The sequence below is a fragment of the Bradyrhizobium sp. BR13661 genome (assembly GCF_029892425.1).
GTDB lineage: Bacteria > Pseudomonadota > Alphaproteobacteria > Rhizobiales > Xanthobacteraceae > Bradyrhizobium.
This window is the reverse complement of sequence record NZ_JARXWB010000012.1, coordinates 194,201-218,940: the sequence shown is the minus strand read 5'-3', so window position 1 is coordinate 218,940 and position 24,740 is coordinate 194,201. Positions and strand designations below refer to the sequence as shown.

At 64.7% G+C, this 24,740-nt stretch carries 22 protein-coding genes; 3 read left to right on the top strand and 19 right to left on the bottom strand.

Annotation, left to right across the window (positions count from 1 at the left end; genetic code table 11):
* Position 1: 1 nt before the first annotated feature.
* The 10 genes from M2427_RS21070 to M2427_RS21025 all read right to left on the bottom strand — a co-directional run bounded on the left by M2427_RS21070 (position 2) and on the right by M2427_RS21025 (position 9,718).
* The gene (locus M2427_RS21070; RefSeq protein ID WP_280708521.1) at positions 2-913 is read right to left on the bottom strand and encodes a transketolase C-terminal domain-containing protein; all 912 of its coding nucleotides are present in this window, start codon (positions 911-913) and stop codon (positions 2-4) included.
* Entirely contained in the window at positions 910-1,725 is an 816-nt protein-coding gene (locus M2427_RS21065) for a transketolase (protein WP_280708520.1), read from the bottom strand. The genes M2427_RS21070 and M2427_RS21065 overlap by 4 nt, the downstream gene beginning before the upstream one ends.
* 15 nt (positions 1,726-1,740) lie before the next feature.
* Complete coding sequence (locus M2427_RS21060) at positions 1,741-2,397, bottom strand: methyltransferase domain-containing protein (protein WP_280708519.1); 657 nt, start codon at positions 2,395-2,397, stop codon at positions 1,741-1,743.
* 19 nt (positions 2,398-2,416) lie between these two features.
* Positions 2,417-3,691: a nucleotide sugar dehydrogenase gene (locus M2427_RS21055; protein WP_280708517.1), complete on the bottom strand. Its 1,275-nt coding sequence runs from the start codon at positions 3,689-3,691 to the stop codon at positions 2,417-2,419.
* Positions 3,688-4,617, bottom strand: a complete 930-nt coding sequence (locus M2427_RS21050) for a Gfo/Idh/MocA family oxidoreductase (RefSeq protein WP_280708516.1) — start codon at positions 4,615-4,617, stop codon at positions 3,688-3,690. The genes M2427_RS21055 and M2427_RS21050 overlap by 4 nt, the downstream gene beginning before the upstream one ends.
* Before the next feature lie 7 nt (positions 4,618-4,624).
* Positions 4,625-6,184: a PfkB family carbohydrate kinase gene (locus M2427_RS21045; RefSeq protein ID WP_280708514.1), complete on the bottom strand. Its 1,560-nt coding sequence runs from the start codon at positions 6,182-6,184 to the stop codon at positions 4,625-4,627.
* A complete protein-coding gene (locus tag M2427_RS21040; protein ID WP_280708513.1) occupies positions 6,181-7,191 on the bottom strand; it encodes an NAD-dependent epimerase/dehydratase family protein in 1,011 nt (336 codons plus the stop codon). The genes M2427_RS21045 and M2427_RS21040 overlap by 4 nt, the downstream gene beginning before the upstream one ends.
* The gene (locus tag M2427_RS21035; RefSeq protein WP_280708511.1) at positions 7,188-8,180 is read right to left on the bottom strand and encodes an SDR family oxidoreductase; all 993 of its coding nucleotides are present in this window, start codon (positions 8,178-8,180) and stop codon (positions 7,188-7,190) included. The genes M2427_RS21040 and M2427_RS21035 overlap by 4 nt, the downstream gene beginning before the upstream one ends.
* Before the next feature lie 15 nt (positions 8,181-8,195).
* Complete coding sequence (locus M2427_RS21030) at positions 8,196-8,966, bottom strand: transaldolase (RefSeq protein ID WP_280708510.1); 771 nt, start codon at positions 8,964-8,966, stop codon at positions 8,196-8,198.
* A 167-nt stretch (positions 8,967-9,133) separates the two neighbouring features.
* Positions 9,134-9,718, bottom strand: a complete 585-nt coding sequence (locus M2427_RS21025; RefSeq protein WP_280708509.1) for an SIS domain-containing protein — start codon at positions 9,716-9,718, stop codon at positions 9,134-9,136.
* A 380-nt stretch (positions 9,719-10,098) separates the two neighbouring features.
* On the opposite strand from M2427_RS21025, the gene M2427_RS21020 reads away from it, so the two are divergent.
* Positions 10,099-10,881 (top strand): TylF/MycF/NovP-related O-methyltransferase, encoded by a 783-nt coding sequence (locus M2427_RS21020; RefSeq protein WP_280708508.1) that lies wholly within the window; start codon positions 10,099-10,101, stop codon positions 10,879-10,881.
* A gap of 6 nt (positions 10,882-10,887) precedes the next feature.
* Here M2427_RS21020 and M2427_RS21015 read toward each other — a convergent pair whose 3' ends face one another.
* The 3 genes from M2427_RS21015 to M2427_RS21005 form a co-directional block, all read right to left on the bottom strand.
* Positions 10,888-12,099: a class I SAM-dependent methyltransferase gene (locus tag M2427_RS21015; protein WP_280708507.1), complete on the bottom strand. Its 1,212-nt coding sequence runs from the start codon at positions 12,097-12,099 to the stop codon at positions 10,888-10,890.
* Positions 12,100-13,251, bottom strand: coding sequence for an FAD-dependent oxidoreductase (locus M2427_RS21010; RefSeq protein ID WP_280708506.1), 1,152 nt, complete (start codon positions 13,249-13,251; stop codon positions 12,100-12,102).
* Positions 13,252-13,329: 78 nt separating this feature from the next.
* Positions 13,330-13,944, bottom strand: coding sequence for an HAD-IIIA family hydrolase (locus M2427_RS21005; RefSeq protein ID WP_280708505.1), 615 nt, complete (start codon positions 13,942-13,944; stop codon positions 13,330-13,332).
* Positions 13,945-14,082: 138 nt separating this feature from the next.
* Here M2427_RS21005 and serA point away from each other — a divergent pair, with 138 nt between their 5' ends.
* A complete protein-coding gene (serA, locus tag M2427_RS21000; RefSeq protein ID WP_280708504.1) occupies positions 14,083-15,327 on the top strand; it encodes a phosphoglycerate dehydrogenase in 1,245 nt (414 codons plus the stop codon).
* Positions 15,328-15,337: 10 nt separating this feature from the next.
* On the opposite strand, the gene M2427_RS20995 is transcribed toward serA, so the two are convergent.
* Genes M2427_RS20995 through M2427_RS20980 form a run of 4 tightly spaced genes read right to left on the bottom strand, consistent with a single transcriptional unit; the run spans position 15,338 to position 19,804 of the window.
* Positions 15,338-16,447, bottom strand: a complete 1,110-nt coding sequence (locus M2427_RS20995; RefSeq protein WP_280708503.1) for a hypothetical protein — start codon at positions 16,445-16,447, stop codon at positions 15,338-15,340.
* Complete coding sequence (locus M2427_RS20990) at positions 16,447-17,103, bottom strand: 5-bromo-4-chloroindolyl phosphate hydrolysis family protein (protein WP_280708502.1); 657 nt, start codon at positions 17,101-17,103, stop codon at positions 16,447-16,449. Before M2427_RS20990 ends, M2427_RS20995 begins: the two co-directional genes overlap by 1 nt.
* Entirely contained in the window at positions 17,104-18,690 is a 1,587-nt protein-coding gene (locus M2427_RS20985) for a substrate-binding domain-containing protein (protein WP_280708501.1), read from the bottom strand.
* A gap of 55 nt (positions 18,691-18,745) precedes the next feature.
* Complete coding sequence (locus M2427_RS20980) at positions 18,746-19,804, bottom strand: toxic anion resistance protein (RefSeq protein WP_280708500.1); 1,059 nt, start codon at positions 19,802-19,804, stop codon at positions 18,746-18,748.
* A 306-nt stretch (positions 19,805-20,110) separates the two neighbouring features.
* Between M2427_RS20980 and M2427_RS20975 the strand changes: the two genes are divergently transcribed.
* Complete coding sequence (locus M2427_RS20975) at positions 20,111-21,781, top strand: tannase/feruloyl esterase family alpha/beta hydrolase (protein WP_280708499.1); 1,671 nt, start codon at positions 20,111-20,113, stop codon at positions 21,779-21,781.
* A 125-nt stretch (positions 21,782-21,906) separates the two neighbouring features.
* Here the strand turns inward: M2427_RS20975 and M2427_RS20970 are convergent, their stop codons facing one another.
* Both M2427_RS20970 and M2427_RS20965 read right to left on the bottom strand, forming a co-directional pair.
* Complete coding sequence (locus M2427_RS20970) at positions 21,907-23,532, bottom strand: MDR family MFS transporter (protein WP_280708498.1); 1,626 nt, start codon at positions 23,530-23,532, stop codon at positions 21,907-21,909.
* Positions 23,474-24,730 carry an HlyD family secretion protein gene (locus M2427_RS20965; protein ID WP_280708497.1) on the bottom strand — a complete coding sequence of 419 codons (1,257 nt, stop codon included), beginning with the start codon at positions 24,728-24,730 and terminating at the stop codon, positions 23,474-23,476. The genes M2427_RS20970 and M2427_RS20965 overlap by 59 nt, the downstream gene beginning before the upstream one ends.
* Positions 24,731-24,740: the final 10 nt, after the last annotated feature.

Below are 24,740 nucleotides of genomic sequence, written 5' to 3'. Positions count from 1 at the left end.
CTCAGCCGATCGTGGCCAGGATCCGTTCGGGCGACAGGCCGTGCGCCGCGAGCAGATCACTGGTCGAGCCGTAATTGTGGATGAAGGCGTCCTGCAGCGTGAATGTATCGAGCCGGCACGTGGCGCGGACGTCCCACGCGATCTGCTTCACCTGTGAGGCGAGCCCGCCTTGCGGCGCGTGCTCCTCGATCACGACGACGTGGCGGTGCTGTTGCAGCGCGGCCGTGATGCCCTCGCGGTCCAGCGGCTTCAGCGTGTGCGCCGAGACCAGCGAAACCGAACGTCCCTGAGCGGCGAGCTTGTCGGCGATGTCAGTCGCCATCGCCGTGATCACGCCATAGGTGAGAATGCAGATGTCGCTGCCGCGTCGCAGATAGCGCAGCTTGCCGAACTGCCAGGGCTCGGCGTTCGCGGTCAGCACGGGCTCGCCCGCCTTGCCGATGCGCAAATACACCGGACCATTCTTCTGCCGTGCGCACCAGCGCGTGGCCTCGATGCATTCGAGGGGATCGCAGGGGGCCAGCACCTGCATGTTGGGCAGCGCGGAGGCAATCGCGATGTCCTCCTGGGTGTGGTGCGTGCCGCCCAGCGTCGAATAGATCACGCCGGCGCCCATGCCGACCACAGTGACCGGCAGATTCTGATAACAGAGATCGTCGCGGATCATCTCGAAGGGACGATAGAGGCTGAAGGTCGCAATCGTGTAGGCGAAGGGCTGGCAGCCTTTCAGCGCAAGACCGGCGGCGATGCCGATCATGGACTGCTCCGCGACGCCGACATTGATGAAGCGCTCGGGGTATTCGCTGGAGAACCTTCCCATGCTGCCGGCCGGCGAGATGTCGGCGACGACGATATAGACATCAGGGTTGGCGGTCGCTTCCTGATACAGCGTCTCGGAAAAGGTGTTTCTCACGCCTGTGTCTCCAGCTCGCGAAGCGCCTGGGCATACTCTTCCTTGTTCGGCGCGCGGTAATGCCAGATCGGCGCGTTCTCCATGTAGCTGACGCCCTTGCCCTTGGTGGTGCGTGCCACCACCATCAACGGCCGGTCGCCCTTCCGTGTCGTCACCGCGCGGAAGATCGCCGCGGAATCGTGGCCGTCGATCTCGGCGGTCTCCCAGCCGAAGGCGTCGAACTTGGCAGCCATCGGATAAAGTGAGGGGTGGGTCTCCGAGGTTCGCCCGAGGCTTTGGAAGTCGTTGTTGTCGATGAAGGCAACGATGTTGGTCAGCTTCAGCGAGGACGCCATCAGCACCGCCTCCCAGGTCGATCCCTCCTGGGTCTCGCCGTCGCTGAGCACGGTGTAGATCATGCCGTCGCGGCGCTTGCCGCGCTCGGCGAGCGCCATGCCCACCACCATCGACAGGCCGTGGCCGAGCGATCCGGTCGAGGCCTCGATGCCGGGATTGCCGTAGTCCGGATGCACGCCGAGGCGGCCGTGCGGCGTGCAATACGCGTCGAGATCGGCCCGTGTCAGCACGCCGAGCGATTCCAGCACGACATACTGGATCATGCAGCCATGGCCCTTCGACATCAGGAAGGTGTCGGGCGAGGACAGGCCGGGCTTGCGCATCAGATCATTATAGATGCAGTCCACGATCTCGGTGCAGGAGAAGGCGCCGCCGATGTGCAGGGCCGAGACGCGCTGCGAGATGTCGAGGATGCGCCGGCGATAGCGCTGGCAGCGTGTTCGCGCCGCTTTTGCGTCGAAGCTGGCTTGGGTCATGACAGCGTCCTCGTCCTACTCGATGATCGTCCAGAAATAATCGCCGGTATAGCCGGCTTCGCCAAACAGCGCGATCCAGCCTTCCGGATAATCGTGGAAGCGGGCGGTCAGCACCCACTCCTCGAACACAGCCTTCTGCTCCGGCGTGCGATAGGAATCGACCTGCACGAAGGCGCGTCCGCCCGAAACGCGCTGGATTTCCTTCAGCGCCTGAATGCAGCCGGCGCGGTCGAGATTGTGGATCGTGTTGAGCGAGATGGCGGCTTTGAAGCTGTTGTCGGGGAACGGCAGCTCAAGCGCGTTGCCGAGGTGAAGGCGGCCGATCGTCTCGGGCTCGCAATGCATCAGCGCGTAGCGGGAGATATCGAGGCCGAACGCTTCCAGCCCGGGGCAGGCGATCATGAAATCCTTGACCAGAAAACCCTTGGCGCAACCGATATCGAGCACGCGGTCGCCGGGCTTGAGCGAGAAGTGTTCGATGAAATCTCGCGCCACCGGCACCCAGCGCCCGTCATAGCGATAGCCGCCATAGCCATATTCGCGCGGGCCGTCGAAATAGGTCTCGCCATATTCGCGCGAGATGCGGATGTGCTCTTCGGTCTTGGCGGTCGCGCGCGCGGAGAGATTGCGTTTGCCGCGCGGCAGTTTGGAGAGGAGGTTTACCTCGGTCATCGGCATCATCCAGTTCGTGTCACGACGCCCGCGCGCCGAGCGTGCGATGATCGAGACCGGCCGCGCGCGCGGCGGCGGCATCGAGCACGCGGTAGGGGTCAAGGACCAGCCGCCCGCGCATGAGGCGTGCAAGATCGGCGGGCGCGAGTTCGCGGAATTCCGGCCAGGGTGTCATGATCGCGAGCGCATCGACGTCGTGTGCGGCTTCGAGGGCGCTGGATGCGGCTGTCAGGTCCGGATGCTGCGCGGCGGAGGCAGGCACGGCCGGATCGAACGCGCGCACCGGCCATGCCGCGAGCTGCGCGATCAACGCCAGTGCCGCGGAGTTCTTCACCGAATGCGTGTTCTCCTTGTAGGCAAGGCCGAGCACGCCGATCCGGGCTTGCGGTGTCTTCGCCAGCAGCGCCTCGTGCAGCTCGCGCAACGCCCAATCCTTGCGATGAGCGCTGTTTGCGACGATGGCGCGGATCATGCCGGCATCGGTGCCAAGCTCGTCCGACAGTCGCATCACAGTGGCGAGGTCGCGCTCGATATTGCCGCCGGCGAGCCCAAGTCCCGGTGCCAGATAGGCATGGGGGCCAATGCGGGCATCGAGCTTCAACGCCGGAGCGATCTCCGCCCAGTCGGCGCCGACGCGCTCGCAGAGCTCTGCGAGCGTGTTGGCGATGGTCACGGACGCCGCCAGCGCGCAGTTGATGGAGATCTTGGCAAGCTCGGCGCTCTCAAGCCGCATCGGCAGCAGCGGGCAGCCGAACGATTCGAGGAAGCTTTGCCAGGCGGCGGGCAATTGCGCATCCGGATCGAGGCAGCCGAGGATGAAGCGCTCAGGCTTCGTCGCACGCTCGACGGCGCGGGCGAATACGAGGGTCTCGACCTGATAGAGAATGATGCGCCCGGGGCGCTGCCGTGCCCGGGTGAAGCCTGGCGGCACCTGGCTCAGGATAACGATCACCGCGTCGTCGCGCGTGTTGGCGAGCACGACGTCGAGCAGGGTGCTGATACCGCTAAGATCGCTAACGCCGTTACCATCGGTAGGTACATCAGGCGCGACATAGACGAGATCGCACGCGCGCAGCGCCGTGGCGTCAGCGGAGAAGTCGATGTGATCGCGGTGTTTGCGCAGGAGATCGTCGAGCCCGGGCTCGCGCACCGGCAGATCGGCTGCAGCGATGCGGCCAATCATGCGCGCATCGGTATCGAAGCCGAGCGTTACAAAACCCTGAGCGGCTGCGGCGATCGCCGAGCAGAGGCCGAGATGAGTCATTCCGGCATAAGCAATGCGGGGGCGGGTCATGCGGCGCTCCCCGCCTGCGCGTCGTGGCCGAGCCGCGTCAGCGCGCGATGCAGCCAAATGTCATTTGAGAGATCGGTCTCCGCGCCTGCTTCGCAGAGCTGCTTGAAGTGGGAATATTCGAGCGCCCAAGTCGGATCGTCCTGCACCAGGACCTGGGTCTCCTCCGGCGGACGGCCGCTCGGCAGCACGCGGGTGCGGTGAATAAAGCTGCTCGGGCCCCACTTGCAGAGCGATTCGATATGCGCGGAGCCGTGCTCCGCGAAGACGTCGCAGGTGAAATGGTTGCGCCAGGACAGCAGTGTCATTTCCAGTTCGATTTGTGGGCGCCCCTCGGCGGCGATCACCACGTGATCCGGCGCGCGGTTCTCGAACCGCTCCGCTGAGACGATGCGGAAGGTGTCGGCGACATCGCCGAACCAGAAGCGCACGGTGTCGAGCAGGTGCGAGCCGAGATCGCCGAGCACACCGTCGCCGGTGTCCCGCCAGGCCGAGTTGCGTACCAGCCGCGCGGTGCCATTGCCGTAGAACATGCGGCAGCGATAGAGGGCGCCGAGCCGGCCAGACCGCAGCAGGTCGCGCATCCGCACGAAATGCGGCTCGAAGCGATGGTTGTAGGCGGTGACGCACAGCGCGCGACTGCGGCGGCCGAGCGCCTGCAGCGCGTGTAGATCGTCGCCGCTTGCGGCAAACAGCGGCTTCTCCACCAGCACGTGCTTACCGCGTTCGAGCAAATGGCGCAGCAACTCGATCTTGGGAGCATCCGGCGTGCAGATGATGGCTGCGTCGAAGCGATCGACGGGAACCTCTTCGAGGCGGCGCCAGTTGGCTCCCGGCGCAACGGGATCGACGATCCCGACCGCATCATCGCCCGCGACCCTGAAGCGTTTGTGGCCCTGAACTCCGTACCCGACGACGATGACTTTCATCGCGTCCTCAGCGGTACTGCGCTAGGCGCTCGAGACGGTCAATCTTGTCGAGGATATCGTTCGGTTCGGTCGGCACGTTGCCCTGATGTTCGCAGGCGACCGCGGCAGAGAGCGAGCCGAGCACGGCTGCGACGACGGCGTTGCCTGTGAGATACATGGCCGGCGCGGCATAGGCGAGCAGCGCATCGCCGGAGCCGACGGCGTCGACCACGTTGTCGGCAAAGCTGTCGACCACGAAGAAGGAGCGGACGTCCTCGTCGCTCTTCGGTTCGCCGCGGAAGGCCATCAGGCCGCGCGGCCCGAGCTTGAGCAGCAGCGTCTTGCAATGCGCCTGCCGGTACAGCTCGGTGCCGAGCGGGCGTACCACCGAATCCTGGTCGCCGAGCGCGAACCGCGCCTCGCGCTCGTTCGGCGTGATGAGATCGAACCCCTGGAATTCGAGGATGTTGCCCCAACGGCTCGCGACCTGCGAATCGGCGACCCGGAAGGCCGTCTTCGGAATGGCCTTGACCAGATGCGGAATCGTGTCGCGGTTGAAGATGCCGTGGCGGAAATCCGTGAACACGACGATGTCGGCGGGCACTGACGCGATGCGATCGACCAGCGTGCGGAGGATGCGCTCGGCGATCGGCCGGTTGTCGACGCGGTCGACCTTGAGCAAATGGTGGCCCGCTGCGACGATGACGTCCTTGTTGGTCGTCGGTCGGTTCGGATCCACGATTGCGTGGAAGTCGATGTTGGTGGCGCCGAGGTCTCGCTTGACGAATTCGCCGGTCGCATCGTCGCCGAGCACGGTCGAAAAGGTCACGCGCGTGCCGGCGCTGGCGAGGTGCTTGGCGACGATGCCGGCGCCGCCGACGAAGTCCTGCTTCTCCTCGAAACGCACGCTCATGGTCGGCGTCTTGGTGCCGCCGCCAATCACGGCGCAACGGGTATAAGTGTCGACGATGGTGTCGCCGATCACATGGACGCGCAGGTCGTGAAAGCGGTCGAGAACGCCGCGCAGGCTGTCGAAATCGAGGTGCTCGGCATAGAGCAGGGTCAGGAGCTTCTCGGTCGCGATCGAGGGCGGCGCGGTCTCGATGATATGCGAGGACGAGAACACGATATCGCCGGGCGTGAAAATCAGCTCGCCACCATAGGCCTCGACTGCTTCCTTCTCCTCGGCAGTCCGCGGATGCAGCCCGGCTGCGGTGTATTCGTAGCCCTTGGCAAAGATATCGGGCTCGATCAGGCGGATGTTGTCGATCGGCGTCGGCTTCGGGTCGATCATCACGTAATCGACGGCTTCGAGCGCAGCGAGGTTGAACGCGCGGAGCTCCTGCGGCACGAACGGCCGAAAATTGGCTTTCAGGATATGCGCGTCCGCCGTCAGGCTCGCGATCAGGATGTCGCCCTTGCTCTTGGCGTAAAGCAGATGGCGGACATGGCCGGGATGCACGACATCGAACGTGCCGTGGCACATGATGACCTTGCGGGCACGCGGACGGCGGCCGATCAGCGCGGCGATCTCGGCTGCGCTCTTCAGCTTGTGGCTCACCATGCGATGCGTCGCATCGTCCATCATGCCGGCGCTCCCTTGGCCGCCAAAGCGTTGAACCATGCCGACGTCGCGGCGGCAATGGTCTCCGGGTTCCACAGCGGCGCGTCACGCCAATAGTCGATCTCGGCGAGGATACGGCGGACGCCTTCCTCGAAGCTCACCTTCGGTTCCCAGCCGAGCTCGCGGCGGATTTTTCCGATATCGGCAAAGGTGCAATCCGGTTCGCCCGGCCGCTTCGGGATGTGGATCACGGGGCCGCCGAGCAAGGCGACCAGATGGTTGACCGATTGCGGGTTGCCGGCGCCGAGGTTCCAGATATTGCCGGTCAGCTCCGTCTCGCCAGCACGCAGGAATGCGTCCGCGACGTCGCTGGCATAGACGAAATCGCGCCTCTGGCTGCCGTCGCCGACGACGGTGAAAGGCTTGCCGGCAAGCTTCTGCCGCAGGAATACGCCGAACACGGCACCATAAGCGCCCGAGGTGCGCGAGCGCGTGCCATAGGCATTGAAGATGCGGATGACATTGACCGGGAGCCTATACACGGCGTGCCAGTGCAGCACCGCCTGCTCACCCTGGTATTTGCTGAGCGCATACGGATATTGCGGCGAGATTGGATGGTCCTCGCGGGTCGGTGTCGCAGCCAGCCCGTAGCAGGAGGACGAGGCCGCATAGACGAGCTTGCGCACACGGGCTTGGCGCGCACATTCCAGCACCTGTGCGGTGCCCTGCACGTTCACCGACATGTAGTCGAGCGGAGACTCGATCGAGGGCACGATGTCGCCGATGCCGGCGAAGTGGAAGACGCGGGTGACGTCGCGGAACAGCGCACCGCCCGGCCGTACATCGCGGATGTCGCCGCGTTCGAAGGTGAGATCGGAATTATTGGCATGGGCGGCGAGATTGGCCTCGCGTCCGCCGACGAGATTGTCGATCACCCGCACCCGGTAGCCCCGCGCCAGCAACAGCTCGACCATATGGCTGCCGATGAAGCCGGCGCCACCTGTCACCAGTGCGGTCGGACGCACACTCATCGGGCCCCGAGCTTCTTCATGGTGCGGACGTTGTAATACCAATCGTCGTCAAAGCTGTTCGGCAGGAGATGGTTGACGAAGGCGCGTGTGAGGTCGCGCATCGCGTCCTCGATCGTCCGCGCTGGCGCATAGCCGAGCACGCGACGGATCTTGTCGGAATTGACGTGGTAGGAGCGGTTGTCATCCGACGGCGTGGTGACGATGTCGATCTCGCGGCTGCCCTGCGCCTCGACCACGGACTTCACCATGGTGGCAAGATCGGCGATGGCGTGGTTCTCGAAGCCGATATTGAAGGTCTCGCCGTGGATCTTGTCGTGCGGCGCGGTCAACATCAGCCTGTAAGCGTCGACCATATCCTCGATGTGGAGGTTGGGCCGCATCTGCTTGCCGCCGAACACGGTGATGACGCCCTTGTTCACCGCGTGGTTGGTGAGGATGTTGACGGAGAGATCGAGCCGAGTGCGCGGGCTGTAGCCGCAGATCGTCGCGGGGCGTACCGTCACGCAGGTGAAGTCATCCGCCTTGTGCTGCCACAGCAGCGGCTCGCACATGCCCTTGAACTTGTTGTAGAGCGTCAACGGCACCAAAGGATGGTCTTCAGTCACGTCGGGCGCGTCGCTGACACCGTAGACCGAGCTGGTCGAGCAATAGACGAAGCGCTTCACGCCCGCCTTGCGTGCCGCGACCACCATCGGCTCGAAGCAATCGTAGTTGATGGTCTTGGAGAGGTTTTCGTCGAGCTCGAAGCTTGCATCGTTGGAGATGCACGCAAGATGCAGCACCGCATCCTGTCCTTTGAGACAGGTAGCAAGCCTGGCGGTATCGCGGATGTCGCCCTTGATGACGCGCAAGTTCGGATGGTTCGGCAGCCGCGAGCCGAAGAACAGGAGGTCGTAGACGGTGACGTTGTAGCCGTCCGCAAGCAGGCGCGGGACCAGGACATGGCCGACATAGCCGGCACCGCCGGTAACGAGGACGTTCTTGAGCATTGCAATCCGGTGTCGTTAGCGATCGATACGGCCGACCACGCGCTTCCTGGCCGGCTTGCGCGGTGACAGTTCGTAGCCCGCCGCCAGCGCGTCATTGCGGAACATGGCGACGGTCTCGCGCGAATAGATGTCGAGGTCCTTGCCGATCAGGTCGAACTTCTTCAGCAGGTCGGCGGAGAGCGTGATGATGTGGCAGCCGATGGCGTCGGCCTGGAACAGATTCAGCAGCTCGCGCGGGCTGGCCCAGAGCAGCTGCGCGGCCGGGCGATCCGACAGGATATCGAGCGCTTCCGACATCATCGCGACGGGATCACGGCCGGTGTCGGCGATGCGCCCGGCGAACACCGAGACGATCGCCGGCGTGTTGGCGTCGAGCACGTCGCGGACGTGCTCGACCTGGCTCAGCGTCAGAATGGCAGTGACGTTGACCTTTACGCCTTCGCGCGCCAACTCAGCGATGGCGGGGCCGCAGAACTCGCCGCGGGTGGTCGTCACCGGGAGCTTCACATAGACATTCGGCCCCCAGGAGGCGATCTCGCGGGCTTCGTGGGTGATGGTGGCAAGGTCGTCGCCCAGCACCTCGAAGCAGATCGGCCGGTCGCGCACCATCTTTAGCGCCGCACAACCGAAGGTGCGGTAATCGCCAACGCCCGCCGCACGCATCAGCGAGGGATTGGTGGTGAAACCCTTGATCCGCGGATCAAGTGACGTGCGCTGGATCGTTGCGAGATCCGCCCCGTCACCGAAGATCTTGATGTTGAGCGCGTCGATGCTCGGTGCGTTCATGTTGCGTAAGCCCCTTCAGCCTGTTGCCCGCCGGATCCATCTCACGCGGCCCGGCGCGGCCAAGTCACACCCATCTGCATTTGCGCCAGATGCATTCCGCATCGCGCAAACAAGACGACTCACGCACGACGCAACACTACCCCTCCCGGAGTCCCCAAGCCAGCGCCTCACCATTTGGTGGCGCTGCGCTGCAGCTTCGGATGCGAGACCAGGCAATGCCAAACCACCGCCTGGAACGCTTCGGCATGCGGCGTGACACGCTGCTCTGCCGCAGTGGGAATCACGACGACGACGTCGCCGGCCTGCTTTGCATAGCCGCCGTCGCGCCCGACGATGCCGAGCACGCGCGCGTCTTTCGCCTTCGCCTCCTTCACCGCCGCGACGATGTTGGGGCTGACATTGCGTTCGAGATTGCCGCCGCCGACAGAGAGAACCAGGATGGCGTCACGTGGTCCAAGATGGCTGACCCGCAGCCATTCCACGAACACGCTCGGCCAGCCCTCGTCATTGGTCCGGGCGGAGAGTTCCGAGACGTTGTCGGTCGGTGCGTAGGCTTCGATACCGCAGAGCTTGCGGAAGTCGTTGACGGCGTGGCTCGCATTTGCGGCGCTGCCACCGACCCCGAGGATGAACAACCGGCCGCCGCGCTCGCGCAAGGTCACGAGCTCGTCGCAGAGCGCCTCGATCTCGCCTGCCGGCAGCGCCCGCGCGATGTCGCAGACCTCCCGCAAATATTGTGCGACGTGTTCCACCTTCGCAACCGGCCTCGTTTGTGCTTCGTCGAGCCCGGTGTGCGGGCCAGCTGGCGAATCACCGCTGATCTGGTTATCCCGCTGCGAATCCCGACGCACGTTCAAAACCGCTGCAATTCGCGGCACCGTAGTCTTACTGTGTCCGCGTATTGCCAACTCATGTCTGTGTTCTGAGTCGATTCGGGGCCCCCAAACGATAGGCCGGGGGCAGTTATCAACAGGTCGTGCGCCGGAATGGCCCCGTTCGGCGACAAATGGCTGCTGCGAACGGCCGCTGGCCTTGATCGGCCGCTTGCTTAAGCTATCAGGCGCTGATTCCATCCCGGCCGGCAGAGGCGGGCGCGGGTGGAACGCGAATGACCTCCAGCCGGTGAAGCGCCATGAGCAGCGATCGTGCCGACGATGTTCCCGCAGGTCCCGTGACCGGGATCAGGCCGCTCGCCCGCGAACCCTGGGTCGAAATCGCCGATGGTGCGGCGCTTGGGAACTGGTCCGCGGAAGACGAGATCCGCTACAACCAGCAGGTCAGGCAGAGCGAGAAGCTGAAATTCTTTCGCCAGGTCTTCGATTTCCTGAAGGAGAACGAGATCGCCGGCGACTATCACGAATTCGGCTGCCATCGTGCGCGCACCTTCCGCATGGCGCTGACCGAGGCACGGCGCAAGAATCTCCACGACATGGCGTTCTGGGCTTTCGACAGCTTTGCCGGCCTGCCGGCGCCGGAGACCGAGACCAGCGTCGGCAAATGGACGCAGGGCGCGCTCGCGACCTCAGAGCAGGAGTTTTTGCGCCTGATCGGCGAGCACGGCATCTACGCGGACAAGGTGCGCACGGTGAAGGGCCTCTACGGCGATTCGCTTACGCCTGCGCTGAAGCAGCAATTCGCAAGCAGCGGGCGCAAGATCGCGCTCGCGAATATCGATTGCGATCTCTATGAATCCGCCATCCCCGTGTTCGATTTCATCGAGCCGCTGCTTCAGGCCGGATCGGTGCTTTATATCGACGATCTCTTCGTCGGGAATCGCGGCAATCCCGGCCGCGGGCTGGCGAAGGCCTTCGTCGAATACCGCCAGCGCTCGCACTGGCGCTTCGTGCGCCATCTCGACATCGGCTGGTGGGGGCGGTCCTACATCGCCTCGGAGATCGACTCCGATCTGATCTGATCGGCTCTACGGATCGAACAGGCTCGCGATCCGGCCCGGCCCGTCCGGCGCCGGCGCGCGCAGCGTGTAGACGGGGCCTCCGAATCCCATCGCGGCGATTTTTCGCGCGATCTCGGCATCGTGCAGGTAGGCCGCGATGACGACGGCCGCCATGCCGGCAAGGCGTTCCGCGCTCGGTGGTTCGATGGTGATCTCGCCCGCGGGGCCGTAGACGCAACGTCCCGCATAGGAGGCCGTGTCGTCGAAAACAGCGGCGAACGGTGTGCTCTGCTGATAGAGGCCGAGCAGTGCCTGCGCATAGGCATTGGCCCCGTAGAGTGCGATCGGACCGCTGATCTCAGCGAGACGTTGTGCCGCCCGTGATCGCCGTTTCGCCAGCGCTGCGGCAAATTCCGAGGGCAAGAAACCGGTCGACACGGGGGCCTCATGCGCGAGCGTTTTCGCCGCACGCAGCAGGAAGCCCATATCGTGCCCCTGCTTGATGTCAAAAACCTCCGCGAGCGCGAAGCCGGCGCGCGCGAGCAACAGCTCCATCTCGGTGCGCCGATAATAGTGCACATGCGGATAATGGAAATCGACGATCGAATGGCGGCGCAGGATGTCATCGGCGCTGGGCATTTCGAGATAGGCGATGCCGTCATCGGCTAGGCTTGCGCGCAGCGCGGCCAGGAATGGCGCGGGCTCCGGAACATGCTCGATGACCTGCCGGCACACTACCGCATCGAAGCGGCGCCCCTTGAGCGCCGGGACCGGAAACATCGCGCGGTGCAGTGTCACGCCGGTGCCGGCAAATCGCTCGGGCCGAAGTGCGCGGCTGGGCTCGACCAGATCGACATGCGCCGAGCGTCGTGCCAACGCCAGAGACAGCGCGCCGCCGCCGCCGCCGACTTCGAGCACGGCAGGGACATGTTTGAGATGCCGCATGATCAGCGCCGCGGTCTCGTCCACTGCGGCGATCATGCCCGGGCTTACCGGCTCGTTGGTCAGGACCAGTGCGCCATAGAGCTCATCGGCCGCGTCAGTGTCGAAGGCACGGTTGGAGAGATGTCCGCAACTGCTGCAGGCGACAATGTCCAGTTGGCCGAAGCCACTTGCAATGTCCGCCATGCCGGCCGGACGCACCGCGTGCATCGGCGTGCGCGCCACCGACCAAATCGTCTCTGATTCGCCCGATCCGCAGACGACGCAGCGATGCGGCGTGGCGGCGGCCCCGGTCATCTAGCGCCAGGCCTCGATCGGCACCGGATGGTCGCGGCCGCCTTCGGCGATCTGGCGCGCCATCACCATCGCCTGCTCGAGGCAGTCGTCGATGTCGAGGCCGTAGCGATAGCTGCCGGCGCGGCCGATCGAATAAACGTGGTCCGGCATCAGCGCGTAATATTTGCGCGCGAGCTCCTGCTCGGACTTGAACGGCAGCGGATAGTGCTTGCCGTTGTGCGAGGGGATCTCCATTCCGACGAGGCTGGTCGGCGACTTGTGGTGCGTGAACTTCTTGTACTCGACGAGCCGCGTGAACGCCTCGTCATTGGCGTAATACAGGAAGTAGACGTGCTCGGGGAAGACGTGCTCGGTCGGCAGCACGATCTTGTGGAAGTCGCGGCCGATGAAGGCGAGCTCGCCATGGCAGCGGCCGAACGGCTCGTCCGGCGAGATGGTCGAGATGATGACGTCGTATGTGTGCTTCTCGCCGCCGAACCAGACCGCGCGCGCCGGTAGATCATACTGCTCGATGCGGGTCGACAACAGCACGCGCGCGCCTTCGGTCGCGACGTCGAAATAGCGGTTGTAACCGTCTTCCGCGTGCGGATAGGCCGACCAAGCCGTGTCCCACGCGGCGCGGGAGCCGCTCTTGATGGTGACGCCCTTCGGTGACCAGTTGAACGTGTCGATGCGCTTGTTGTCGTCGACCAGCCACATCTTCTTGTTGTACTTGTCGATCAGCTTGTCATAGAGCGTCTGGCCGACCGACCCGACCCAATATTCCTCGAGGTTTTTTGCCTCGGCAACGCCGCGTGACGACCGGCGTTCGGCCGCGATCTTGTCGCTATCAGGCATCCGCGCGATGTCGTCCTCGTGGATCGGATAATTGTAGAAGGCGTTATCGCGCTCGACATAGGTGATAAACTGATGGTCGGCGCAGGAGCGTAAGGGAACGATCGCGTCCATGTAATCGTACACGGCGCGGTTCTGGGTCAGGAAGTGGCGCGGGCCGAAAGTGTAGGGATGGCCGCCATACCAGAAGGTGCGCACGCCGGCGCCGAGGAACGGCGCGGCCTCGACGATCGTGACGTCCCAGCCGCCCAGCTTCATGAGTTGATGCGTCGCCGCGCAGCCGGCGATGCCGCCGCCGATCACCAGAGCTGTCTTCATCCGTCCGGTCCAGTCCCCATGTGAATCGACAAGATGCGAATCGAGATCATGCCGGTATCGGCGAATGGCCGGACCGCGTCAATCGGGCTGGCCGGCTTGTCCGTGGTTCGCCGGATGAGCCAAGCAGAATGCGACGGCCTCGCCGACGTCGGCAAACATCCGGTCGGGCACCGGCGGCGCGCGATCCGGATAGCGCTCGACATCGCGGCAGGCGTACCCGGTCCGCACGCCGTAGCTCTTCAGGCCCATCGCGCCCCCCGCGCCAATGTCGCGCAGGCTGTCGCCGATCAGCACGGATCGGCTGACATCGATGCCGAAATCGGCGACGGCCCTGCGCAACAGCAATGTTCCGGGCTTGCGACATTCGCAGGCGATCTGAAAGTCCGGGGCGCCGCCGGACGTCCGCTCCGGATGATGCGGGCAAAAATAGATGGCATCGACGATGCCACCATCTTCGGCCAGCAATTCGCGAAGCCGTGCAAAGATCATCTCAAGACCGGCGAGTGTGACAAAGCCCTTCGCCACCTGGGCGCGGTTGGTCACGATGATCGTGAGGTAACCGGCTTCGCGCGCCGTCCGCACGGCCGCGCCCGCACCCGGGATCAGGCGGATGTCGTCAGGCACCAGCACGCCGTGGCCGCCCGGCTCCTGGTTCAGCACGCCGTCGCAGTCGAAGAAAATGGCTGGGCGCATGAGCGTTCCGATAGGTTCGGTATGCTTGTAGTGCGGAGGCCGGATGGAACGAAGCGAAAATCCGGGTTTCATGCCTATTGTGCTGTGCGGCGTCCACGGTCTATGTGCTGCGGCAAAGCCGCCATTCATGGAGATTCTATGCCAGCCGCAGGCCAAAACCCTGAGCGGAGCGCGAAGGCGCTACTGCTTGAAGGTGTCAACGACAGCGCCGTGGATCTGTTCAAGGGCGCAGGCTTCACCAATGTCGAACGCCTGACCAAGGCGCTGGATGGCGAGGCGCTGCGCCAGGCGCTCAAGGGCGTGTCGCTGCTCGGCATTCGCTCGCGCACCCAGATCACCGACGAGGTGTTGGAAGCCGCTGACGGGCTGCTCGCTGTCGGCTGCTTCAGCGTCGGCACCAACCAGGTGGATCTGCTGGCAGCGCGCAGGCGCGGCATCCCGGTGTTCAATGCGCCGTTCTCCAACACGCGCAGCGTCGCCGAACTCGTGATCGGCGAGATCGTGATGCTGCTGCGGCAGATCTTCCCGCGCTCGGTTTCGGCCCACGAGGGCGGCTGGGACAAATCCGCGGCCGGCAGCCGCGAGGTGCGCGGCCGCACGCTGGGCATCATCGGCTATGGCAATATCGGCTCGCAGCTCTCGACGCTCGCCGAAGCCATGGGCATGCGGGTGATCTACTACGATCGCACCGACAAGCTCCGCCACGGCAATACCGAGCCTGTCGAGAAGCTCGAGGAATTGCTGGCGCAGAGCGACATCGTCAGCCTGCACGTGCCCGAGACGCCGGAGACGGCGGGCATGATCGGCGAGAAGGAACTGCGAGCGATGAAATCAGGCTCGTTCCTGATCAACAACAGCCGCGGCACCGTGGTCGATCTCGATGCGCTCGCCGGCGCGCTGCGCGACGGTCACATCGCGGGTGCCGCGATCGACGTCTTCCCGGTCGAGCCGTCGTCGAACTCGGAGCGCTTCAAGAGCCCGGTGCAGGGCCTCAACAACGTGATCCTCACGCCGCATGTGGGCGGTTCCACCGAAGAGGCGCAGGAGCGCATCGGCGGCGAGGTCGCGCGCAAGCTGGTCGATTTTTTCATTACCGGTTCGACCATGGGCGCGGTCAATTTCCCCGAAGTGCAGCTGCATTTGCGTCCCTCCGGCGCGCGCTTCAGCCACGTCCATCGCAACGTGCCGGGCATGCTGCGCCGCCTGAACGAGGTCTTCCTCCAGCGCGACATCAACATCGCCGCGCAATATCTGGAGACCGCGGGTGACCTCGGCTACGTCGTGCTCGACGCCGATCTCGGTGGTGCGGATTCGGGCGCGCTGCTGGCGCAGATCAGCGCACTCGAAGGCACGGTCGGCGCGCGGCTGGTGTTCGAGCACTAGAGACGGTTGGTTACGTCGCAAGGCGGTCGAGCAGGGCCAGCATGACCGGGGCGTCGGGCATCGGCAGCACCGCGTCGATCCGTTCGAGCAGGCGTGATTGCAGCAGCGCGTTGCGCGCCTTGCCGATGGTGCCGAGCGGTCCGCGGAAGCCGTGGTCCTCCCAGGCCATTTCGAGCAAGCTCTCGCTCGTCAGGGCCTCGATGAGATCGTCGGCCTGGCGCTCGATGCTGATGAGCGGATGGGCCGAGAACACCGTCGGCTGCGGATAAAGGATCACGGGTTTGGCTGGTGCGTTTGCCTCCAGCCTCTTCCAGCGATCTGCATCCTGGAGCACCCATTCGACGAGCTGGTTCTCGTAGCCGACGATCAGCGGCTGCGCGCCTGCGCCGCCGGCGACGTAATCGTCAAACAGCTTGCCGGACGACGGCGGCTTGAAACCCATGCGCCGAAACACGGTGCCGACATCGCCGTCGATCTTGCCCAATGTCTCCGGCATCACCACGTCGCCCGAGAGCAGGCTCGCTGCAAGGCCGGCGAACATGAAGCCGGAGTTGGATTTGTTCGGATCGGTCGAGACCACGCGGGCGCGACCGAACAGATCGGAGACGCCGATCGCCGACCAGTTCTCACCGGCGATGATGGCCTTAAGCAGCTTCGACAGATCCACGGTGTAGCGCGGCCCGCCGGCAGGCTGGGCGATGCCGCCCTTCACCAGGCCGTCGGCAATGCGATCCCAGGAATAGAGCACGATCGGCGAGTTGAAGATCACCTGGTCGCGCGAGATCTTGACGCCCGACGACCGCGCCACTTCGACCAGAACGGATGACGACGGCCAGAGGAATTGCGGCTTCTGGTCCAGCAGCGCGCGCTCGCGAACCATTTCGACCGAACCCGCGCGGCGGCCGTCGAGGATCAGTCCGAACCGGCGCTCCAGCGTGCTCTTGACGCGGGCGTTGGCGAGAAAACCTTCCTTCTCGCCGCCGGCAAAGCCGAACAGCCGTTTGGCCTCGCCGAAGCGGCCGGCGATCTCGGGATGTTCGCGCAAATAAACATAGCCGCCGGTCGCCGCCGCGCTGGCTGCGACGAGGCCGATGCCGAAGGCGCGGCGCGAGATAGCCATCAGGATGTTCCTCTCTTGCTCTCGACCGGCGTGGCCGGCGGCGTCGGGCCGATGTCCTCGTCGAGCGAGCTTCTCAGGAGCTTGAGCTCGATATCCAGCTTGTCGAGGTCGGCATCTCTGAGATTGGCGGCATAGCGGGTGAAGGCGCCGTCGAGCCGTTCGATCATGTCGCCCGTGGCGGTCAGCCGCGCGGTGTCGGGCACGGCGCTCTTTTCCAGCGCGCGGTAGGCGTCGGCGATCTCGGCCGCGCGCGGCAGGTAGTAAGTCAGGAACCGGCGCACGCGGTCGAGCCGCAAAGGATCACTCTCGATGGCCACAAAAATGTCGCGGGCGATCTGCACCAGGTGACGGATACGGTCGGCGACCGCACGGGTGCGGATTGCGGAGGCCGTATAATCCATCCGTTCGGCGAGCGGCTCGGCTTCGGCCAGCAGTTCGTTCGCAAATTCGATCTTGCCGCGCGCGATGCCGCTGGCTTCCAGCGCGGCGAACCGGTTTCTCGGCGCCAGCGCCACGCCGATGCCGCCCCCCGCAGCCGCGCTGATCGCGAGTGCGATCCAGAACGGCATGGCGAGCCCGATCGCCAGCGACGGCAACAGCACGGCTGCTGCCGCCCCACCCACGATCCAGCCAAGCCCGGACGGCATTGCGGCCATTCAGTTGTATCCTCGTACGGCGCGGAACGCGTCGGTGAGACTCTTGCTGCCGTCGAACACGCGCCCTCCGGTCAATCTTGCCAGATTGTCGAGCTGGGCGCGATCGACCTCGGCGCCGAATGTCACGCCGAACACCGGCACGCGATGTCCGTCCGCGCGCCATGCGCTCTCGAACGTCGACATCGCTCCCTGGCTCTTGCCATCCGTCATGATGACGATGGCCGGCAAATGCTGGCCGTCCTGGAGCTGCGGCTTCATCAAGGCGAGCGCTTGCGCGCCGCAAGTGTAAAAATCGGTGCCGCCATTGGCACGCAATTCGAGCGCGCGGGCCAGCAGGCCGCTCTGCTCGTTCTCGTCGCCGCTGGCGCGCGCCGTCCACAGGACGTGATCGCTGAACGGCAGGATCAGAATCTGATCGGATTTGGTCCATTGCACCAGCACCTCGCGGGTGCGCGCCGGCGTGAGCAGGAAGCGCATGGCGTCGAGCAGCTGGGATTCGCCAGCGCCCTGCATGCTGCCGGAGACGTCGAGGCAGAGCGCGGTCAGCGACGGCCGGCGCAGCGCTTCCTGGTAGATCAGCAGCGCCTTCTGGATCACTGCGGGCTCCGGGGGACGGATCACGATGACCGGGCGTGATGGATCGATATTGGTCTTTGGATCGGCGGCGAGCGGGGTGGCGCGCCCGATCTCGACCCGCCGGCCGGTCTTGGCGATCCTGGCTTGCGCATCGCCGCTGAGCAGGAAGGCCTGCAGGTCGGTGAAGAAGCCCTCGACATCCTTGCCGCGGCCGCGATCCACGAAGCCGAGCGGCGAGTCGGCAATCGCCACGCCGTCGGCGGGATAGATTGCGTAAAGCGGTTCGTGGTTGTCGGCAATCAGCTTGTCGTTGGTCTCCTTGATGACGGCTTCGTAGTTCCAGATCGCCTGGTAGTGCGCGCCGCTGCGCTCGCCGTCGCGATAGAGATCGGCGAGCCAGCCGCTGGAGCCCGCGCTGCGTTCGACGCCTTTCAGCAATCCGCGCGCCGTTGCCAGCACTTCAGGCTTGTCGAGATCGCCGGCCTCGATCAGATCGGGCTTGCCGATGCCGGCCGCCAGCATCGCAAGATAGGCGGCTGCTCCCGAATTCGATTGTGTCGCCGACGTCATCAGGAATTTCAGCTTGCCGCCCTCGACCGCCGCGAGGATGTCCTTGGCGGTCACCTTGGCGCCGATCCAGCCCAGCTCCTGCGCCTTGGAGTGGCGCACGCCGAGGATAACCGGCATCTGCACGATCGACTTGACCATCTTCACGCGCCGTGTCGTGTCGAACATGTCGATCCAGATCGAGGCGGCCGGCCACACCGCGTCGGCGCTGGGATCGCCGGCCTTGAGCGCGAGCGCGATGTCGAGCGAGCCCTGATAGCGCATGGTGCAGGTCGCGTTGCGCGACTTGCAGAACTCCTGCACCAGCGGTTCGAGAACGTCGTTTTCCGAGCCCGAGAGAATGGTGAATTGTGGTCCGGGTCCGCCGCAGCCCGACAGCAGCGCGGCCATCACCGGCACCGCCGCGAGCAGCGCCAGTCGGCGTACGAAACGGAAAGTCCTCATGCGCGAGCCTTCATGCGACAGCTGTTGTGACGAAGCTTCATGGACGCAGCACGCATCAGGGCGCAGCCTTGGAGATGGCGGTCTTCAGCTCGTCCGTCAGCTCTGCCATCCGGTTCTCGATCTCGGCGCGCTTGTTACGGCCCTGCTCCTGCACCGTGAGCACGCCGGCGATGGTGTCGATCAGGTCCCGGTTGGTCTTTTCCAGGGTCTGGATATCGACGATGCCGCGCTGCGACTGCTTCTCGATCTCGATCGCCTGGGTTTTCATCATTTCCGAGGCCTGGCGCATCATCTCGTTGGTTGCGTCGGTGACGGTCTTCTGCAGCTCCAGGGCCGACTTCTGCCTGCTGAGGCCGAGCAGCAGGATCATCTTCTGCTTCCACACGGGTATCGTCAGCTCGGTCGTGGCCTGCAAATTCTCGATCAGCGTCTCGTCGCCGGACTGGACGATGCGGATTTGAGGCAGCTGCTGGATCCCGATCTGGCGCGCCTGCTGGAGATAGAAGACGCGTTTCTCCAGCCGGTCGAGCGCCTGCAGCGCATCCTGATAGGTCTGGGCGGCGAGCATCGTGTCGCTCCCCGCGCCCTGCGCCTTGGCGTTCCGCTCCATCTCGATGAGTTTGCCGCCGCGGAATTCCTCGGTGAAAGCCTTGCCTGCGACGATGTGCATGTCGAGCTGGCCGAGCGCGCCCCGGGTCTGTTCATAGAGGTCGTCGAGCAGGGCGATGTCGCGGCGCAGGACTTCCTTGTTGCGGTCGAGCTCGACACAGACGCGGTCGATTTGCGAGGCGACGTCGTTGAACTGTTCGGTGAAGCGGCGCAGCCGCGCCTCCGCCGACGAGAACATGCGGGCGAGAAAGCCCTTGTCCTTGAGGTCCGCCGGGTCGAGGCCGCGTGCCTTGCCGAGGATGTCCGTCAGCAACTTTCCGGTCGCTCCGAGTTCGCGGTTCTGAGTCTGGGCAAGGATGCGGTCGGCGAACTCGACCACCGAGCGCTGCGCCCGTTCGCCAAAGGTGACGAGGCGCGAGCGATCCGAAATGTCGATCTCGGACTTGATGCGCGCGACGGCCGAGGCGTCGGTTGGCAGTGCCGGGACATTGATGGTTTCGCTCACCACTCGCTCCTTGGTTCTTGCAACGTTCAGGATTGCTCTCCTGCCGCTCAGGCAGGAAAGCCCGGCTCATCTGACAGACTGATGACAGCCTGTGGACTTGGTCGGCCGACAGCCTGTCCGCGTTCGACGGAGGAAAGAAATTTCACATTGGGTTCAACCGTTTACGAAGGAAATCACGGGGTCTGTCCCGAGCGCCGGCCGCCTTTCGCCAGATGGCGCTATGTGCAGGCTGCGACGATTGACTGCGGGCAGTCAGTTGCATTGAATTGGCCGACCTGTCGGCAGAACGATAATTAAGCAGTGGGGATGGAAACGATGGCGCGCAAGGTCTGGACGCTGTGTGTGTGGCTTGCCGGTGTGACGGCCGCAATGGAAGCCGGGGCCGCTTCGGCCACGACGCTGGCGGAGGACGCGGATACGGTATGCAAAGGACTTGTCGGTGGCGCCAATGCCATCAAGATCGACGCCGCGACGTTGCAGTCACCGTCTCAGCTTGCGGTCGCCGAGCGCGGACCGACGCCATCGGGACGCATCACGCCGGCTAATCCTGCGTTCTGCAAGGTGCTCGGTCATATCGAGCCCGTTGATCCCAAGGCGCCGCCGGTCAAATTCGAGGTCAACCTGCCCGTCGAATGGAACGGGCGCTCGGTGCAATATGGCGGCGGTGGTTTCAATGGCGTGCTGATCACCGGCCTCGGACTGCCGCCGGCCTATCCTTTCGACAGGCCATCACCGCTCGCACGTGGCTTCGTCACCTACGGCACCGATTCCGGTCATGAGTCCAAGCCGGGCGAACCGCCGCAATTGTTTGCACTCAACGACGAGGCTTTCGAGAATTTTGCTCACCGCGCCTACAAGAAGGTGCGCGATGCTGCGGTCGTGCTGATGCAAAGCGCCTATGGCAAGAAGCCTGAAAAAATGTACTTCATGGGTTCGTCCGAAGGCGGCCGCGAAGGCCTCACCATGGCGCAGCGCTATCCCGAGGATTTCGACGGCATCTTTGCGCGCGTGCCCGTCATCAACTGGGTCGGCTTGCAGCATGCCGGCACCCGCTCCGGCCTCGTCACCATGGGCGAGGGCTGGATCAATCCGGCGCAGGTCAAGCTCGTGGGTGATGCCGTGCGCGCGGCCTGCGACAAGGCTGACGGCTCCGACGATGCCCTGGTGCAGGATCCCGTCGGCTGCAAGGCGATGTTCAAGGTCGAGACGTTGCGTTGCGCCGCTGGCAAGAGCGGCGATCAGTGTCTAACCGACGCGCAGATCAAGGCGATCGATACGCTGCACGCGACCTATAAATTCCCGTTCACACTCGCCAACGGCCTCGACGACTATCCGGGCTGGGGCGTGTCGGGCGAGGACACACCGCCGCTCGGGCCGACCGGCGGCTGGATGGCATGGTGGCTCGGCGCGGCGCCGCCGGCGCAGCCGCCCGCGCCCAACAACGGCATCGCCTGGATCTATGGTGCCGGCGGCATTCAATATGTGTTCGCGCGCGATCCCAAGCTCGACGTCACCACCTACAAGGTGGAGGACCACAAGACGCGGCTGCTGGAAGTTTCCAGCCTGATGGATTCGACCGATCCCGATCTCAGCCGCTTCCGCGCCCGTGGCGGCCGGCTGATCATGCTCGAACACATGGCCGACTATGCGCAGAGCCCCTATGCCGGCATCCGCTATTTCGAGAGCGTCGAGCGCAAGCTCGGCAAGGCCGAGACTGCGGAGTTCGCGCGGCTGTACACCGCGCCCGGCGTCGATCACGTCGGCTCCGGCGCACCCGCCAATGTTGACATGCTGAGCGCGCTGGTGGACTGGGTCGAAAAAGGCACGGCGCCCGGTGATCTCGAAGTCACCGAGCAGAAGGTCGAGGCGCCGTCGTTTGCAGTCACGCGCGCGATGCCGCTGTGCCGCTGGCCGGCCTGGCCGCATTACAAGAGCGGCCCGGGGACGGCCGCCGCGAGCTTCGCTTGCGCGCCGTAGAGGCCCAGATCGTCCCACAACGTCATGGCCGGGCGCGTCCCGGCCATCCACGCATGGCCGCGCGGAAAGAAGAACGTGGATGCCCGGGACACGCCCGGGCATGACGACCTGTTGTGGTGACGAGATTAGTGCGCGCCACCACCGCCACCGGCGGCCTTCACCCGCCGCGTCAGCAGCACCGCGATCGCAGCAAGCAGCAGCACCACGCCGATCACCGCAAACGTGTCGGAGAAGCCCATCACCAGCGCCTGGCGCTTCACCGTCTTGCCGAGTGCGATGATGGCCTGCTCGCGTGCAGCGTTGGGATCGGGCACGCCATGGGCGATGAAATAGTCCGTCATCTGCGCGATGCGGGTGCGGACTTCCTCGCGGCCGAGCGTCACGGAATGGCCGATGATGTTGGAGTGGAACTGCTCGCGCTTGGTGACGATGGTCGCCAGCACCGCGGTGCCGATGGCGCCGCCGAGGTTGCGCATCATGTTGGAGATGCCGGAGGCGGCGGGTGCATCCTGCGGCGCGACGCTGCCGAGGCTGAGCGCCGACAGTGGCGCCAGCGTCAGGGCTTGGCCCACGGCGCGTACAACGTTCGGAATGAAGAACTGATCGCCGGAATAGTCGAGCGACATCTGGATATTGAGAAACGAGCTCGCCGCGAACAGCAGCAGGCCGACGGTTGCGACATAGCGGGCATCGAACCGCTGCATCAGCTTCGGCACCAGCGGGATCAGCAGGAGCTGCGGCAGGCCGGTCCAGGCCAGCACGTTGCCGATCTGCTCGGCGTTGTAGCCCTGCACCTGGCCGAGATAGGCCGGCAGCAGATAGACCGAGCCGAACAGCGCGAAGCCGAGGAACACCGCGGCGATCGTGCCGACGCCAAAGTTCCACTGCGTCAGCAGGCGCAGGCGAAGCAGCGGCTTCTCGACCACGAGCTCATTATAGATGAACAGCGACAGGCTGACCGCGGCGATGATCGCGAGCCGCACGATGAAGGGCGAGCCGAACCAGTCGTCCTTGTTGCCTTCTTCGAGCACGGCTTGCAGCGATGCCAGGCCGACCGCCATGGTGGCGATGCCGAACCAGTCGCCTTCACGCAGCAGGCCAAGGTTGATCGGCTGGCGCTCCAGGGTCAGGGAGAGGATGGAGACCATGATCGCGGTGGGCAGCACGTTGACATAGAAGATGGTCTGCCAACCGTAATTCTCGGTGAGATAGCCGCCGATGGTCGGGCCGATCGCCGGCGCGAACGTCACGGCCAGCGAGAACATCGCAAGGCCGATCGGCTGCTGCCCCTTCGGCAGCTTGGTGAAAACAAGCGTGAAGGCCATCGGGATCAGCACGCCACCGAAGAAGCCCTGGAAGCCCCGCATTGCGATCATCGAGGGAAGATCGTGGGTGAACGCACAGGCGACCGAGAACACCGCGAACAGCGTCGCGAAGCTCAGGATGATGTTGCGGAACGAGAACACCCGCGACAGATAGTCGGTCAGCGGGATCACGATGATCTCGCCGATCAGATACGACGTCGAGATCCATGATCCGTTGTCGACACCAGTGCCGATGCCGCCCTCGATATTGAGCAGCGAGGCATTGGTGATCTGGATGTTCAGGATCGCCATGAAGGCGCCGATCATCGCGGCAAAGACGGCGATCCAGACCGTGGCGCTGGCCTTGTTGGGATCGGTTGCGACGCGATCAGGCGTCGCGGCCGGTGTTCCGGGTGCTGGCGTCGAGATTGAGAGGCTGTTTGACATGGCACGACCCTCCGGAAACAAGCTTTGCTTTCGCGTTGGGCGTCGTTGCCGCTTGCGCGGTCGGCGCTGAACGGGTTGCGATCGTCGGGATGACGGACATGCCGGGCCGCAGCTCGATCGCAGGCTGCGTTTCGGCATCCAGCGCGATCTTCACGGGGATGCGCTGCACGATCTTGGTGAAATTGCCGGTGGCGTTATCTGGCGGCAGCAGAGCGAATTCCTGGCCGCTGGCCGGCGCGATGGAATCGACGTGACCGTGCACCACCTGGCCCGGGAACGTATCGACCTCGATCTCGACCCTTTGCCCGGCGCGGACGTGAGTGAGCTGGGTCTCCTTGAAATTGGCCACCACATAGGCGCCCGCGGCGGGCACGATCGACATCAACTGTGTGCCGGCCTGCACGAACTGGCCGACTCGAAGTGTGCGGTTGCCGATGACGCCGTCGATCGGCGCGACGATCGTGGTGTAGCCGAGATTGAGCTCGGCCTGATGCTGAAGCGCAGCGGCGCGGGTGGCCGCGGCGTTGGCCTGCGCGATCTCGGCCTTGAGCAGCTCGACCTGCTTCAGGGCGGAGGCAAGGTTGGCGGTGTCGCGCTGGATCGCGGCCTCTGCACCGGCATTACGAGACTGCGCCTGCTGCGCGTTCTGCACGCTGCCATAACCGGTTGCGGCCAGATCGGAGTAACGCTTGTTCTCCTGCTGCGCGAAGGTCTTCGCAGCGGTGTCGACGTCGATGGTCGCCCTGGCCGCGGCGATCACGGCATCCTGAACGTCGAGCTGGGCCTGTTTGCTGGTGATCGTCGCATTCGCCGCGGCGACGTCGGCCTTGGCCTGATCGAGCGCGACGCGGAAATCGCGGTCGTCGATCCGGGCCAGCACCTGGCCGGCTTTCACATGCTCGTTATCGCCGACCAGAACGCGGTCGAGATAGCCGCTGACCTTCGGCGCGATCGTCGTGTTGTCGGCCTTCACATAGGCGTCATCGGTGGAGACGAGGAACCGGCCGACGGTCCAGTAATCGTAGCCGTACAGGCCGGCGCCGGCGAGGGCTGCGACCGCCACGCCTGCAAGCAACAGCTTGCGAAAGCTGAGCTTTTGACGCGATGCCGACTTCGGCGCGACGGGCAAAGCATCTTGCGGCGCGTTTGTTGGAACCACGGCGGCGTCGGACTTGGTTGGGTTGGTGTGGACGGTCATGGCCGCCTCC

Bases quoted from the DNA above. Each gene is read 5' to 3' on its own strand.
- M2427_RS21045 (WP_280708514.1), bottom strand. From the start codon at position 6,184: ATGATGGACGATGCGACGCATCGCATGGTGAGCCACAAGCTGAAGAGC.
- M2427_RS21015 (WP_280708507.1), bottom strand. From the start codon at position 12,099: ATGACCGGGGCCGCCGCCACGCCGCATCGCTGCGTCGTCTGCGGATCG.
- M2427_RS20970 (WP_280708498.1), bottom strand. From the start codon at position 23,532: ATGTCAAACAGCCTCTCAATCTCGACGCCAGCACCCGGAACACCGGCC.
- M2427_RS20965 (WP_280708497.1), bottom strand. From the start codon at position 24,730: ATGACCGTCCACACCAACCCAACCAAGTCCGACGCCGCCGTGGTTCCA.
- M2427_RS21040 (WP_280708513.1), bottom strand. From the start codon at position 7,191: ATGAGTGTGCGTCCGACCGCACTGGTGACAGGTGGCGCCGGCTTCATC.
- M2427_RS21055 (WP_280708517.1), bottom strand. From the start codon at position 3,691: ATGACCCGCCCCCGCATTGCTTATGCCGGAATGACTCATCTCGGCCTC.
- M2427_RS20995 (WP_280708503.1), bottom strand. From the start codon at position 16,447: ATGGCTATCTCGCGCCGCGCCTTCGGCATCGGCCTCGTCGCAGCCAGC.
- serA (WP_280708504.1), top strand. From the start codon at position 14,083: ATGCCAGCCGCAGGCCAAAACCCTGAGCGGAGCGCGAAGGCGCTACTG.
- M2427_RS21060 (WP_280708519.1), bottom strand. From the start codon at position 2,397: ATGACCGAGGTAAACCTCCTCTCCAAACTGCCGCGCGGCAAACGCAAT.
- M2427_RS20985 (WP_280708501.1), bottom strand. From the start codon at position 18,690: ATGAGGACTTTCCGTTTCGTACGCCGACTGGCGCTGCTCGCGGCGGTG.
- M2427_RS21035 (WP_280708511.1), bottom strand. From the start codon at position 8,180: ATGCTCAAGAACGTCCTCGTTACCGGCGGTGCCGGCTATGTCGGCCAT.
- M2427_RS20990 (WP_280708502.1), bottom strand. From the start codon at position 17,103: ATGGCCGCAATGCCGTCCGGGCTTGGCTGGATCGTGGGTGGGGCGGCA.
- M2427_RS21050 (WP_280708516.1), bottom strand. From the start codon at position 4,617: ATGAAAGTCATCGTCGTCGGGTACGGAGTTCAGGGCCACAAACGCTTC.
- M2427_RS21030 (WP_280708510.1), bottom strand. From the start codon at position 8,966: ATGAACGCACCGAGCATCGACGCGCTCAACATCAAGATCTTCGGTGAC.
- M2427_RS21065 (WP_280708520.1), bottom strand. From the start codon at position 1,725: ATGACCCAAGCCAGCTTCGACGCAAAAGCGGCGCGAACACGCTGCCAG.
- M2427_RS21010 (WP_280708506.1), bottom strand. From the start codon at position 13,251: ATGAAGACAGCTCTGGTGATCGGCGGCGGCATCGCCGGCTGCGCGGCG.
- M2427_RS21005 (WP_280708505.1), bottom strand. From the start codon at position 13,944: ATGCGCCCAGCCATTTTCTTCGACTGCGACGGCGTGCTGAACCAGGAG.
- M2427_RS21020 (WP_280708508.1), top strand. From the start codon at position 10,099: ATGAGCAGCGATCGTGCCGACGATGTTCCCGCAGGTCCCGTGACCGGG.
- M2427_RS20975 (WP_280708499.1), top strand. From the start codon at position 20,111: ATGGAAACGATGGCGCGCAAGGTCTGGACGCTGTGTGTGTGGCTTGCC.